Below are 13,118 nucleotides of genomic sequence, written 5' to 3' on the forward strand. Positions count from 1 at the left end.
TGTTTGTTTGGTTCGTAATTAATTAGATCATACGTGGAAGCCAAAGTCCCCTCCTCTACCTCGCACTACCTCCGTTCTTCGGTCCCAGTGATTGGGGTCGTCATCTTCTTCCTATTCCTTGCGTTAGCTTACTTTGCGCCCGCAGTCTTTGAGGGCCGTGAGCTCTTCCAGCAAGACGTCGCTGGTGCCAGCGGCAATGCTTCAGATGTCTACAAGCACATGGAGGCTACGGGGGAAGGCTTCTCCTACTGGACCAACAGCCTCTTCGGGGGGATGCCGATGTATCAGATCGCACCCTCTTACCCCTCGGTAGGCGTCATCCGCACGATACAAGATGTCCTCACGCTGCAGTGGCCCTTCACGCTCCTACCAGGCTATAGCTGGCTGCTCTTCGCTATGCTCGGTGGCTTCTATCTCTTCATGCGTGCCCTGCGTATGGAGCGCCTACCATCGGTGCTCGGGGCGATCATGTGGACCTTCTCCAGCTACTTCATCATCCTCATCACGGCAGGACATATATGGAAGCTGATGACTCTCTGCTTCATCCCGCCAACGATCGCAGGGATCATACACACTTATCGCGGGCGCTACCTCCTCGGTGGTGCCATGACAGCTCTCTTCGCGGCGCTTCAGATCCTATCGAACCACGTGCAGATGAGCTATTACTTCGCCTTCCTCATTGTCTTCCTCCTCATCGGCTACTTCGTCGAAGCGCTGCGAGGAAAGGCTCTGCGTAGCTTCATCATCGCTACCTGCGTCACCCTCTTTGCAGGTGCTATCGCTATCGGCATCAACGGCTCGAACCTCTATCACACCTATGAATATGGGCAGGAGACGATCCGTGGTGGTAGCGAACTCACACCCGAAGCTACCGAAGGTAACCAACAGCAGGTACAGGCTACCGCTAAGGGCCTCGACAAGGAATATATCACCGCCTGGAGCTATGGCAAGGGTGAGACCTTCACGCTCCTCATCCCCAACCTCTACGGAGGCGCTTCGGGGGCGCTCAGCGAAGGCTCAGCAAATATGGAGGATGTGCCTGCCGAATTCCAGCAGATCATCGGAGGTATGAACCACTACTGGGGTGATCAGCCCTTCACGGCTGGTCCCGTCTATGTCGGTGCCTTCGTCTTCTTCCTCTTCCTCCTCGGTGTCTTCATCGTGCGCGGCCCGCTGAAGTGGGCACTCCTTGCCGGTACGGCACTATCTATTGCGCTGGCGTGGGGTCACAATATGATGTGGCTCACCGACCTCTTCATCGACTACATGCCACTGTACAATAAGTTCCGTACGGTGTCATCGATCCTCGTCGTCGCTGAATTCACCATCCCCGCACTCGCCGTGCTGGCATTGGTCGAATTCGCACGCCATCCGAAGGAAGTCCTCCAAGACAAGGTCGCCGTATATGCGAGCCTTGCCCTGACGCTCCTGCCCTGCCTCGTGCTGTGGCTCGTTCCTCAGACCTTCCTCGGGCTGATGAGTGACGCTGAGCATGAGATGTTCCGTCAGGCGATGGGCAATAGCCAGCTCCCCGTCTCCTCGATCATGAGTAGTCTGAAGGAAGTCCGTGCCGGTATCGTCTCGGCCGACGCTATCCGCTCAGCTATCGTCATCATCCTCTCCCTCGTCCCCTGCGTACTCTATGCACAGGGAAAGATCAAGAAGTCCCTCCTCTTCGCCTCTATCGGCGTCATCACCCTCTGCGACCTCTGGCTCGTCGACAAGCGCTATCTGAATGATGATCTCTTCATCCCCAAGGAAAGCGTCGAAGCACAGGCTCGTCCTGTGACCGCTGTCGACAAGGCTATCGCCGAGGATAAGGATCCACACTATCGTGTGATGAACCTCGCAGTCAATAGCTTCAACGATGCTACGACCAGCGCCAATCACCGCAGCGTAGGTGGCTATCACGCTGCTAAGCTCCGTCGCTATCAGGACCTCATCGAGCGTCAGCTCGCCAAGCAGAACATGCAGGTCTACAACATGCTCGACACGCGCTACTTCATCTTCGCTGACCAAGAGCATGGCCTGCAGTATCAGAAGAACTCCGAGGCCTTCGGTCCCGCATGGTTCGTCAATGATATCCGCTGGGTCACGACAGCTGACGAAGAGATGTCCGCGCTGGATGATACGCCCCTGCGCACTACGGCTGTCGCCGACAAGCGCTTTGAGGGCGAACTCTCAAGCTACAAGGCTGCTCCTGCCACTGCTACTACAGATAGCCTCGCCACGGATAGCCTACAGCCCGCACCCGCTATCGGTCAGGTCGAGCTCCTCTCCTACGCTCCCAGCCAAGCGAAGTACCGCGTCACGACCGATGTACCTCGTCTCCTCGTCTTCTCTGAGATCTACTATCCTCACGGATGGCACCTCACGCTGGACGGCAAGAGCGAGCTTCCTCTGGTACGCGCTAACTACACGCTTCGTGCAGCCTATATCCCAGCAGGGACGCACGAGCTGACGATGACCTTCGACCCCGCTTCGATCCATCACACCGAGCTGGTCGCTAAGATCTGCACCGCACTACTCGCCCTACTCCTCCTCGCCTCCCTCGTCCAGCCCTTCCTCAAGCGCAAGGACAAGAAGGCTACGACTCCGCAACATTAACCCTTCATCATATTTATCCCAAGCAGCAATGATCAAGCAAGTGATCACAGGCGCCCTCGTATCGGCGACTGTCTTACTCACCGCAAGCAGCTGTAGCCAAAAGCTACGCCCCATGACGGCCGACCAAGTCAAGGCCGAACCTCAGCCCCTCGAAGTCGTCGGGGGCAAAGTACCTGTAGCCGTCCACCTCACCTTCCCCGCGAAGTGGTTCCCCAAGGATGCTACGCTGACCATCGTCCCTATCCTCCGCTATCAGGGTGGTGAAAAGTGGGGCAACGGCACCACCTTCCAGGGCGAAAAGGTCTACGGCAACGACCGTATCGTGTACCATGCTAATGGCTCCAACGCTACCGTCAACTTCATCCTGCCCTACGTCCCCGCTATGGCAAAGAGCGAGCTCTACCTCAACTTCAAGGGGAAGCAGGGTAGCCGCACGGTCAAGCTCCCCGACCTCAAGGTCGCTGATGGCGTGATCGCTACCGAAGCTCTCGCTACGCTCGCAGGCGTGACGCCCGTCATCTCTCCCGACGGCTTCCAGCGCGTCATCAAGGAGGCGTATGATGCCAACATCATGTTCCTCATCCAGCAGTCCAACGTCCGCAGCTCTGAGCTGAATAAGGACGAGGTGCAGGAGTGGAAGTACACCGTACAGAACGCTAAGGAGACTCCCAACCAGGAGGTATCCGTCGAAGTCCAGGCCTACGCCTCCCCCGATGGTGGTAAGGAGCTGAACGAAAAGCTCAGTGCTTCGCGTGAGAAGAACACCACGGCACAGCTCAAGACGGCTTTCAAGAAGCAGAAGATGTCTGACGTCGCTATCGACGCTCACTACACCGCTCAGGACTGGGAAGGCTTCAAGAAGCTCGTCGAGCAGAGCGACTTCCAGGACAAGGAACTCGTACTTCGCGTACTGAGTATGTACCCCGACCCCGAGCAGCGTGAGCATGAGATCCGCAATATCTCGGCTGTCTTCAGCAAGCTCGCTGATGAGGTCCTCCCCAAGCTCCGTCGCTCTCGCCTCATCGCCAACGTCAAGATCATTGGCAAGAGCGATGCTGAGATCCAGAGCCTGCTGGAGAAGTTCCCCAGCGCACTGAGCGTCGAAGAGCTCCTCTACTCGGCTACCCTCACCGATGACGTAGCTCAGAAGGAGAACATCTACAAGCTCGTCATGCAGAAGTACCCCAAGGACTACCGCCCATACAACAACGTCGGCTCACTCTGCCTGCAGCGTGGCGACTATGAGGCTGCCCTCGTATGGTTCGACCGTGCGCTCAAGCGTAAGGACAACCCCGAGACGAAGGTCAACCTCGGTCTGCTGGCTCTGAAGGATGGCGACCTCAACAAGGCCACCTCACTCATCGCCGAAGGTAGCTCTATGCCTGGTGTAGGTGACGCTCTTGGCTTCCTCTACCTGCGTCAGGGTGACTACGCCAAGGCGGAGACGGCCTATGGTGATGTCACGACGAACAATGCTGCCGTAGCACAGATCCTCAACCACAACTACAGCAAGGCTATCAAGACGCTCGAAGCTATCGCTAAGCCCGATGCTACGACCGACTACCTCCGCGCTATCGTAGCTGCTCGCATGGGTGACTCTGCCAAGGCTATCTCTTCGCTACAGAAGGCTCTGCAGAAGGATCCCAGCCTCACCTCACGCATCGATGCTGACCTTGAGTTCGCTTCACTGCGTGGTCTGAAGGACTTCACTCAGCTGACGCGCCTCTACTAAGCCTACTCGCTCATTAAGTAAGCGACCACAAATACGCCACCGGGCGGCTACCTCACGATGGAGGTGGCCGCCCGATGGCATTATAAGGGGATAGCTCTCTCGGGAGCTAATCTATGGGAAAGGCTTATTTCAGATGGAGTCCATTGAGGAAGGCTGAGGCAGGCATCGCCTTCTTACCTGCTGGCTGTAGGGTCTTGATAGCAAGACGCCCTGCCGAGGTCTGAATCTCCAGACTACGTCGGCCCGTGATGATGACAGAGCCGATGGGGTGCTCCTCCGTGGGGAGATCTTCACCGCTGACAGCCGTCTCCAGGATCTTGAAGGGCTGAGCTTCTTCGCCAGCAAAGGAGAGTAGGCACCATGCTGCAGGATAAGGAGACAAACCACGCACGAGGTTATTTAGCTCTACTGCTGGGCGATCCCAGTGTAGCTGGGTATTCTCCTTCGTCAGCTTAGGTGCATGCGTGGGATTCGCCTCATAAAGGCTCTGGGGCTTGGCCTTAGGCTCTTCGTCTGCGAGGAAGAGGTCGACACTGCGCTGGAGCGTCTCTGCTCCGAGGAGCATCAGCTCATCGTGGATCTTCCCCACACAATCCTCTGGCTCGATCGGTAGGCTCGCCTGCAAGAGGATATCCCCGGTGTCGAGCTCATGGCGTAGGCGGAAGGTCGTGACCCCCGTCTCCGTCTCGCCATTGATGATCGACCAATGGATGGGAGCTGCACCACGGTACTTAGGCAGGAGTGAGCCGTGGAGGTTGATCGTCCCGAAGCGGGGGAGTGACCAGACGACCTCGGGGAGCATACGGAAGGCGACCACGATACCAAGATCGGGGCGTAGTTCCTTCAGGCGACCGACGAAGGCTTCATCCTTGAGACGCTCAGGCTGGAGGACCTCGAGTCCTACCGATTCGGCGTAGATCTTGATGCTGCTCTGCTTGAGCTTATGCCCACGACCTGCGGGCTTATCAGGCATCGTGACGACTGCCACGATGTTGTATCCACCTTCGACGAGGCGCTGGAGGGACGGCAGGGCAAAGTCTGCCGTCGCCATATATACGATACGTAGATCTTCTTTCTTCATCTGTTTATAGGGGCTATGGTGGAGCAAAGCTACAAAGAATTGCCCTATCGGCTGGAGGGAGAGACACTACGAGAGCGGGATATGAACCTATATAGGTCGTCGGGGCAACCTATATTGGTCAGCTTCGTGACCTATATTGGTCGGCTTTGCGATCTATATAGGTTCACCCGACGACCTATATAGGTTGGTAGCACCCTCCTTTAGATAGCTACTCGGGACAGTAGCCTCTCTATGGTTAGAGGAAGCTGAGGCCTTGGAAGCACCAACTATTCGCAGAGGATATGTCGGGATGTCGATGAAAATCACTATCTTTGCGCCGTTCGACGATTGTCTCGAAGACGAGAAGCCCTCCTTCCTCCGCGGACAGAGAGGACTCGTGTGATGGGAAATTAGAAGACACTAATTTTGAGTAACACAATTTAAAACAAAGAGAATGAAGACTTTCCAACTCTCAGGCCAGCTCCGCAACGAGCTCGGTAAGAAGGCCGCTAAGGGCCTCCGCGCTGGTGATCAGATCCCCGCAGTCCTCTACGGAGGCAACGAAGTACTCCACTTCACCGTAAGCCAGGATGGCGTGCGTAACCTCGTCTACTCTCCAGACATCTTCGCTATCGACCTCGACATCGAAGGCCGTCAGGTCAAGGCTGTCCTCAAGGACCTCCAGTTCCACCCCGTCACTGACGCTATCCTGCACCTCGACTTCCTCCAGGTAGAAGCTACGAAGCCTATCGTCATGGAAGTTCCCGTCGTCCTCACCGGTCACGCTGAAGGTGTGAAGGCAGGGGGTAAGCTCAGCCTCGAAATGCGTAAGCTCAAGGTACGCGCTCCTTACACGGAGATCCCCGAGAAGCTCTTCATCGACGTTACGGAGCTTGGTCTTGGTAAGACCATCCAGGTCGGTGCCCTCAGCTTCGAAGGTCTTGAAGTCATCAACGCTAAGAACGCTGTCGTCTGCGCCGTTAAGCTCACCCGTGCTGCACGTGGTGCTATGGCTAAGGGCAACAAGTAAGCTACAGCTCAGCCTAAGCGATAGAGCACCTCTGCGTGCTCCCATCGCCCAACCTACAGAGGCTACCCCTACCACATATAGGGGTAGCCTCTCTTCTTTTCCCTCCTACCCTCTCCCAGCTCATGTAGTCCCGACCATCAGATGTCCCTTCGCGCTCACCTATTCCTTCTCCTCAGCCTTTTTGCTCTCACCGCACCAGTCTACTCGCAGCCTTACCCCGAAGCTATCGAGATACTGCGCCGCTATGAGCAGCGTCCTGGGGTACGTGTCACAGCTCTCGTACGCGATCTCCAGACAGGAGAGCCCGTACTTGCTCACCGCACGTCCGAAGCCTTCCGCCCAGCCTCGCTGGTGAAGATCCCTACGACGGGAGCCTTCCTCGCGCTACGTGGGCACGACTACCGCTTCCATATCCCCGTGATGATCCGCGGGCAGGTCGATGGCGAGACACTGTATGGAGACTTGGTGCTGAAGGCTTCGGCAGATCCCTCACTGGGCTCGCACTACATCCCCAATCAGAAGCGCCTCATCAGTGAGGTCAAGGCGCTGCTTGAGGAGCGTGGGATCAGCCGTATCACGGGACGTCTAATCATTGACCTCAAGGGCTTCCCCCATCCGTTCTTCAATGAGACTTGGGCCGACGAAGACCTTGACGAGTACTATGGCGCTCCCATCTCGGGCTTTAACATCGCAGACAACTACGCCGATCTCTACCTCTTCTCCAGCGACGGGGAGCAGCCTGTCGTAGAGCCAAATGTTGCTTCACTCCTCGTCCCCACGCGCCAAGAGCTACTCCTCGGTAGTTCAACTCGGCTGGATCTCACCCCAATGCGTAGAGCCGACACCCTGCTCATCTCGGGTACCGTACGCGAAGGCCTCTCAGGTCGACACCTACGCTGGACGATACCTGACCCTCCCAGCTACGCCACAGTGTGGCTCAATGAAGGCCTTCGCCTCGAGGGGATTGACCTACAAGATCGCCCCGAGCTCAACTACGACGAGCTCATCACGGGCCTCGATACGCTGGGCTACTACACCTCACTCCCTGCGGATACCCTCGCGAAGATCACGAACTTCCGTAGCTCCAACATCTATGCCGAAGGCCTTGCCTATGCACTCAATAGCTACGAGCAGCGCAAGACGGGGCAACCGACAGTGATGCGCTCCTATTGGCGAGAGCACCTGGGGCTTACTCCGACCGAGTTCTATCCTATGGATGGGTCGGGACTCAGCCCAGAGGGACGCCTCTCCTCAGGTGCACTCAGCCTCATCCTCTCAGAGCTCTGGCGTGACCAGTCTCTCCACAAGCCTTTCTTGGCCTCACTCCCCGAAGCTGGTGTCGAAGGCACAGTACGTAGCCTCTCCATCCCGAGCGAAGTGACCGCCTACCTCAAGAGTGGCTCTATGCGTGGTGTACGTGGATATGCGGGCTACCTCCTTCATAAAGACAAGTGGTACAGCATCGTCTACATCGCTAACGGAGCCATCAATAGTGCTGAGGCGCGTGCGACCTTCACCCGCCTCTTGACAGGGCTCTTCACCCAGCAGCCCCTTCCTCCGCTTCCTGCCCCCGCGAAGAAGGTAGCGGCGAAGGGGAAGAAGCATAGCGAGCACAGCAAGGGTAGCAAGAAGGCTTCGCACAAGGCCTCCTCTAAGTCCTCACGCAAGGGGAAGAAGCGTTAGCCCAAGAAGCTAATAGCGTGCTACATGGGCGGATAGTCGTATATTTGCGCTATAGTATAACTCGGTATCCTTCTCTAATCCCCTTTCCAGAGGGAGCATACCCCAAGGAATATGAACCAAAAGACTACCTTTACTACTCTCGCTCTCTGCGCCTTCGGGTGCATCGGAACGGCCAAAGCCCAAGAAGCTCGCTACTTCAATCCCGTGACAGCTGCGGTCCCATCACTACAGATTAGCCCTGATGCGAGGGCCTCTGGTATGGGCGACGTCGGTGTATCGACGACAGCAGACCCCTATTCCCAGTATTGGAATCCCGCCAAGTTTGCATTCATAGATAGCAAGGCCGGCCTATCGCTCGGCTATACACCTTGGCTATCTCGCCTGGTAAGCGACATTGCTCTGATGCATGCCGGAGGCTACTTCCGTATTGGGAATGACAACACCCAGACCATCGGTGCTTCGCTCCGCTACTTCACCATGGGTAAGCTCACGACGTGGGATGCCTCAGGAAGAAGTCTTGGCGTATCGCACCCCAATGAGTTCGCCATCGATGCGAGCTACGCCCGTAAGCTCTCTCCCAACTTCTCCCTCGCTGTAGCCCTGCGCTACATCCATTCGGATCAGGGAAGCCGTGAGCAAGGTGATCGCCCTGGGTCGGCCTTCGCAGCCGACATCGCGGGCTACCACCAGAAGTACATCACGATCGGTGGGGCTGAGTGCCTGTGGACAAAGGGCTTCAACATCCGCAATATCGGCACGAAGATCTCCTTTGACGGAGGGACGACTTCCTCCTTCATCCCCACAAATCTCGGTCTGGGTACGGGACTCCTCTACCCCATCGACAAGGAGAACATGATCTCCCTAAACCTCGAGGCTAATAAGCTCCTCGTCCCCACACCTCCCACGGGGGATACAGAGAAGATCGCCGACTATCAGAAGACCTCTGCCATCGCGGGGATCTTCAAGAGCCTCGGTGATGCGCCTGGTGGCTTCGGCGAAGAGCTCAAGGAAATCCGCTGGAGCCTCGGTGCCGAGTACAACTATTGTGACAAGTTCTTCGTGCGTGCTGGCTACAGCTACCTCCATCCCAACAAGGGGAATCTCCAAGCCTTCACCGCTGGGGCAGGCTTCCGTATGAGCGCCTTCCGCATCGATGCCTCCTACCTCATCTCTACGATCTCCGACAATCCACTCGATCAGACTCTCCGCTTCACGCTGGCCTTCGATATGGACGGCATCCGCGGACTACTCAAGTAATATATATGCCACAGATACCTTTCCGGACGGGCTTCGGCTATGACGTCCACCGCCTCAGTGACGGCTACGAGCTTTGGCTCGGTGGCGTGAAGATCCCCTTTGAGCAGGGCCTCGAAGGTCACTCCGATGCAGACGTCCTCCTCCACGCTGTATGTGACGCCCTCCTTGGAGCGGCTGCCCTCGGTGATATCGGGGTGCACTTCCCCCCATCCGATATGGCCTACAAGGGCATTGACAGCAAGATCCTCCTCAGCCGTAGCTGCGCCCTCGTGCGTGAAGCAGGCTATGAGATCGGCAACATCGATGCGACAGTAGCAGCAGAGGCACCGAAGATCAACCCACACATCCCCGAGATGCGTCGTGTGATGGCGGAGGTTATGGGCATCCCTGAGAGGGCTATCTCGCTGAAGGCTACGACAGCCGAGCGCATGGGCTTCGTCGGTCGCCGCGAAGGGATGGAAGCCTTTGCCACCGCACTCATCGCCGTCAAGGGAGCCTTCTAACGAAGCCCCTATCGTAGTAGACAAAAGCAAGCGCGGGCGAATCACCATTGGTGATTCGCCCGCACTTGCTTTATATAGGACTAAGTGATTAGTCGAACTTCTTATCAAATTGGACGGATGCTTCGCCCATGAATTCCTTGATGCGCTGCTCTTCATCGCGCTTACAGATCAAGAGAACTCCCTTGCTCTGAGCTACGATACAGTCATTGATCCCCTGGACGACGACCAGCTGCTTCTCGGGATCTCCATCGAGCGAAACGATATTGCCCTCAGCCTCATAGAAGAGAGCCTTGGTGTGGAGGGCCACATTCGCACGAGGCTCCTCACGCTTGAGCTCATAGAGTGAGCCCCAGGTACCGAGGTCTGCCCAGCCAAAGTCGACGGGAAGCACCATGACGTTGTCTGCCTTCTCCAAGACAGCGTAGTCAATCGAGATATTGGGGCACTCAGAGAAGACTTGGCTGACACGGCTCTGCTCCTCATCGGTAGCATAAGCACCCTTCACCTCGTCGAGGATAGAGGTCAGCGAAGGCAGGTACTGATGGAAGGCATCGAGGATCGTCTGCACGTTCCATGCGAACATCCCACTATTCCAGAGGAATTCCCCACTCTCGTAGAAGACCTTCGCCATCTCGATATTGGGCTTCTCCGTGAAAGTCTTCACCTTCACAAAGTGCTCATCCTCACAGTCTGTGAACTGGATGTAGCCATAGCCCGTCTCAGGACGCGAGGGGCGTACGCCGAGAGTGACCAGCTTGGGATGCGCCTTCACATAGTCCAGCGAGCGGCGGATAGCTTCGTCGAAGGCATCCTCCTGCAGGATCAGGTGGTCAGCAGGTGTGACCAGGACGTTAGCATTGGGATTCTTCGCATAGATATGATATGTCGCCCAGCCGATACAAGGTGCCGTATTGCGGCGCATTGGCTCCAGGAGGATCTGCCCTGGGGTCAGCTCGGGGAGCTGCTCCAGCACAAGGTCTCGGTAGATAGCGTTGGTGACGACGACAAAGTTCTCCTTAGGGATTACCTTAGAGAAGCGATCATAAGTCATCTGAAGAAGGGTGCGACCTGTGGCGAAGATATCGAGGAACTGCTTCGGCTTGGCCTCACGGCTATATGGCCAAAAGCGGCTGCCTACGCCTCCGCCCATGATGACACAATAGTTGTCTGTGTGCATAGTCTTTTTTACTACCGGGGTTAGTATTACTACACAAATATAAGCATTAATACCATACGAGGCGATAGACTACTGGAGTAAAAAACACCAAGTAGCACCCGCTACAGGACTGCCTCCCGCCCTATCAAAAGCAGATGCGACTTCCCCTACATATTGCACGAAAGAGAGGTCATCCAGCAAAGCCTATCTACCTACTAGATAAAGCAACCAGTACTAGTTCACACTTCGAGCAGTACTGGTCACTTCGCTGACCAGTACTGGTTCGTTTCGCCTCTCCATAGGGCCTCTATCTATAAGGCTATTAAAGGGGCTGGTTGATACGAAAGAAGCAGGCTCAATAGAGGCGCAGGAAATAGAATGCCAGCAGCCCTTGGAGCAGGACGAAGACAGGGACGAGATAACGAAAACGCTTGTGCGAAGTCTTATGATTCCACACGACCATCCCAAGGCAGGCACCGAAGGCTCCACCGAAGGCCGCCAAGAGAAGGAGCGTCCGCTCGGGGATGCGCCAGCGTCCTCCTCGAGCACGCCACTTATCGACTCCATAGACGACAAAGGTCAGGGCATTGAGGAGTAGGAGTACTAAGACGAGATCAGCGGGCTGTAGTCCGAAAAGCTGCATCATGCGATACTGACGAGCTCCAGCTCGAAGATCAGGGTTGAGCCTGCGGGGATACCAGGCTGCGCATAGCGACCATAGGCCAGCTCTGCAGGGAGATAGACTTCCCAGCGGTCACCGATACACATCTGTTGGAGAGCAATGATCCAGCCCTCGATGAGGTCACTCAGGCGGAAAGCTGCAGGCACATCACCCTCCGTACTATCGAAGACCTGCCCATCAATCGTCCGCCCCGTATAGTGAGCCGTGACGATGCTACGAGGCGACGGGTGCTTACCATCTGCACGTCCTTCGGTAATTACCTTGTAATAGGCTCCTTTGGGCAAGGGCTTAATACCTGCTTCTTGAGACTTCGCTTTGAGCCAAGCCTTATTAGCCTCGATGTATTCACGCTTCTTCATACACATTCATTTATAGGCCTTCGCGACGAAGGCAAAGTAAACCCCGCCTCCACAAGTGTGGGGGCGGGGCTGTGATAGGGCTCCTCGACGAAGAGGGTTGCCTTTAGATAGAGTAAAGGATGCTGATCGACTCGTGATTGATCACACGATTGATAGCCTCAGCGAAGATATTGGCTACCGACACGATGTGGATCTTATCCGAGTGCTTACGCAGGGGGATGGAGTCGGTGAAGATCATTTCCTTGAGCGCCGAAGCATTGATACGCTCGGTAGCAGGATCACTCAGTACTGCGTGGCTGGCTACAGCACGGACACTACGAGCGCCATTCTGCATCATCAGGTCAGCAGCCTTACAGATCGTCCCTGCCGTATCAACGATATCGTCTACAAGGATGACGTCCTTATCCGTGACATCCCCGATGATCGTCATCTCAGCGACTTCGTTGGCCTTAGCACGGCTCTTGTGGCAGATGACCATGGGCACGCCGAGGAACTTTGCATAGGAGTTAGCACGCTTAGCGCCACCGACGTCTGGCGTAGCGATGACCGTGCGCTCGAGGTCTGAGGTCTGGCGCAGGTAGTCGATGAAGACCATAGAGGCGTAGAGGTGGTCCACAGGCACGTTGAAGAAGCCCTGGATCTGGTCAGCGTGCAGGTCCATAGTGATGACGCGTGTGACCCCTGCCGTGCTCAGCAGGTCTGCCATGAGCTTCGCCCCGATAGATACACGGGGCTTATCCTTACGGTCCTGACGAGCCCATCCGAAGTAAGGGATGACCGCAGCGATGTAGTGTGCGGAAGCACGCTTAGCAGCATCGACCATCAGGAGGAGCTCCATGATGTTGTCCGAAGAGGGATAGGTGGACTGTACGAGGAAGACATCCTTACCACGGATACTGTCCTTGTAGTAGACAGAGAATTCGCCATCAGCGAAATGCTCTACCTGCATATCACCGAGGTTAATACCCAGGGCTTCGGCGATCTTTCCAGCCAGTTCCAGCGAAGCAGAGCCTGCGAAGATGGCAATGTTCTTTGTGTTGATACTCATT

Annotated in this window: 11 protein-coding genes; 6 read left to right on the forward strand and 5 right to left on the reverse strand. The window is 56.1% G+C overall.

Going from position 1 to position 13,118, the window contains the following annotated elements:
- Positions 1-33 precede the first annotated feature (33 nt).
- A complete protein-coding gene (locus tag KO088_RS04010; RefSeq protein WP_215493677.1) occupies positions 34-2,607 on the forward strand; it encodes a glycosyltransferase family protein in 2,574 nt (857 codons plus the stop codon).
- Between the two features lie 28 nt (positions 2,608-2,635).
- A complete protein-coding gene (locus tag KO088_RS04015; protein WP_215493678.1) occupies positions 2,636-4,339 on the forward strand; it encodes a tetratricopeptide repeat protein in 1,704 nt (567 codons plus the stop codon).
- A 124-nt stretch (positions 4,340-4,463) separates the two neighbouring features.
- On the opposite strand, the gene fmt is transcribed toward KO088_RS04015, so the two are convergent.
- Entirely contained in the window at positions 4,464-5,420 is a 957-nt protein-coding gene (gene fmt, locus KO088_RS04020) for a methionyl-tRNA formyltransferase (RefSeq protein ID WP_215493679.1), read from the reverse strand.
- 433 nt (positions 5,421-5,853) lie between these two features.
- Here fmt and KO088_RS04025 point away from each other — a divergent pair, with 433 nt between their 5' ends.
- The 4 genes from KO088_RS04025 (at position 5,854) to ispF (ending at position 9,872) form a co-directional block, all read left to right on the forward strand.
- Positions 5,854-6,429 carry a 50S ribosomal protein L25/general stress protein Ctc gene (locus tag KO088_RS04025; protein ID WP_215493680.1) on the forward strand — a complete coding sequence of 192 codons (576 nt, stop codon included), beginning with the start codon at positions 5,854-5,856 and terminating at the stop codon, positions 6,427-6,429.
- Between the two features lie 141 nt (positions 6,430-6,570).
- Entirely contained in the window at positions 6,571-8,112 is a 1,542-nt protein-coding gene (gene dacB / locus KO088_RS04030; protein WP_215493681.1) for a D-alanyl-D-alanine carboxypeptidase/D-alanyl-D-alanine endopeptidase, read from the forward strand.
- 111 nt (positions 8,113-8,223) lie between these two features.
- The gene (gene porV, locus KO088_RS04035) at positions 8,224-9,369 is read left to right on the forward strand and encodes a type IX secretion system outer membrane channel protein PorV (protein WP_215493682.1); all 1,146 of its coding nucleotides are present in this window, start codon (positions 8,224-8,226) and stop codon (positions 9,367-9,369) included.
- Positions 9,370-9,374: 5 nt separating this feature from the next.
- Complete coding sequence (ispF, locus tag KO088_RS04040) at positions 9,375-9,872, forward strand: 2-C-methyl-D-erythritol 2,4-cyclodiphosphate synthase (RefSeq protein WP_215493683.1); 498 nt, start codon at positions 9,375-9,377, stop codon at positions 9,870-9,872.
- Positions 9,873-9,960: 88 nt separating this feature from the next.
- Here the strand turns inward: ispF and KO088_RS04045 are convergent, their stop codons facing one another.
- The 4 genes from KO088_RS04045 to KO088_RS04060 all read right to left on the reverse strand — a co-directional run bounded on the left by KO088_RS04045 (position 9,961) and on the right by KO088_RS04060 (position 13,117).
- Positions 9,961-11,049, reverse strand: a complete 1,089-nt coding sequence (locus KO088_RS04045) for a mannose-1-phosphate guanylyltransferase (protein ID WP_188807603.1) — start codon at positions 11,047-11,049, stop codon at positions 9,961-9,963.
- Positions 11,050-11,383: 334 nt separating this feature from the next.
- A complete protein-coding gene (locus tag KO088_RS04050) occupies positions 11,384-11,674 on the reverse strand; it encodes a DUF1294 domain-containing protein (protein WP_215493684.1) in 291 nt (96 codons plus the stop codon).
- The gene (gene bamJ, locus KO088_RS04055) at positions 11,671-12,069 is read right to left on the reverse strand and encodes a BamJ family beta-barrel-assembly machinery protein (RefSeq protein ID WP_044123897.1); all 399 of its coding nucleotides are present in this window, start codon (positions 12,067-12,069) and stop codon (positions 11,671-11,673) included. The genes KO088_RS04050 and bamJ overlap by 4 nt, the downstream gene beginning before the upstream one ends.
- Before the next feature lie 103 nt (positions 12,070-12,172).
- On the reverse strand, positions 12,173-13,117 hold the full coding sequence (locus KO088_RS04060; RefSeq protein ID WP_009432499.1) for a ribose-phosphate pyrophosphokinase: 945 nt from the start codon (positions 13,115-13,117) through the stop codon (positions 12,173-12,175).
- Position 13,118 lies beyond the last annotated feature (1 nt).

The sequence above is a fragment of the Porphyromonas bobii genome (assembly GCF_943169685.1).
GTDB lineage: Bacteria > Bacteroidota > Bacteroidia > Bacteroidales > Porphyromonadaceae > Porphyromonas > Porphyromonas pasteri.

Bases quoted from the DNA above. Each gene is read 5' to 3' on its own strand.
- KO088_RS04025 (WP_215493680.1), top strand. From the start codon at position 5,854: ATGAAGACTTTCCAACTCTCAGGCCAGCTCCGCAACGAGCTCGGTAAG.
- dacB (WP_215493681.1), top strand. From the start codon at position 6,571: ATGTCCCTTCGCGCTCACCTATTCCTTCTCCTCAGCCTTTTTGCTCTC.
- bamJ (WP_044123897.1), bottom strand. From the start codon at position 12,069: ATGAAGAAGCGTGAATACATCGAGGCTAATAAGGCTTGGCTCAAAGCG.
- KO088_RS04060 (WP_009432499.1), bottom strand. From the start codon at position 13,117: ATGAGTATCAACACAAAGAACATTGCCATCTTCGCAGGCTCTGCTTCG.
- KO088_RS04050 (WP_215493684.1), bottom strand. From the start codon at position 11,674: ATGATGCAGCTTTTCGGACTACAGCCCGCTGATCTCGTCTTAGTACTC.
- KO088_RS04045 (WP_188807603.1), bottom strand. From the start codon at position 11,049: ATGCACACAGACAACTATTGTGTCATCATGGGCGGAGGCGTAGGCAGC.
- ispF (WP_215493683.1), top strand. From the start codon at position 9,375: ATGCCACAGATACCTTTCCGGACGGGCTTCGGCTATGACGTCCACCGC.
- porV (WP_215493682.1), top strand. From the start codon at position 8,224: ATGAACCAAAAGACTACCTTTACTACTCTCGCTCTCTGCGCCTTCGGG.
- KO088_RS04015 (WP_215493678.1), top strand. From the start codon at position 2,636: ATGATCAAGCAAGTGATCACAGGCGCCCTCGTATCGGCGACTGTCTTA.
- fmt (WP_215493679.1), bottom strand. From the start codon at position 5,420: ATGAAGAAAGAAGATCTACGTATCGTATATATGGCGACGGCAGACTTT.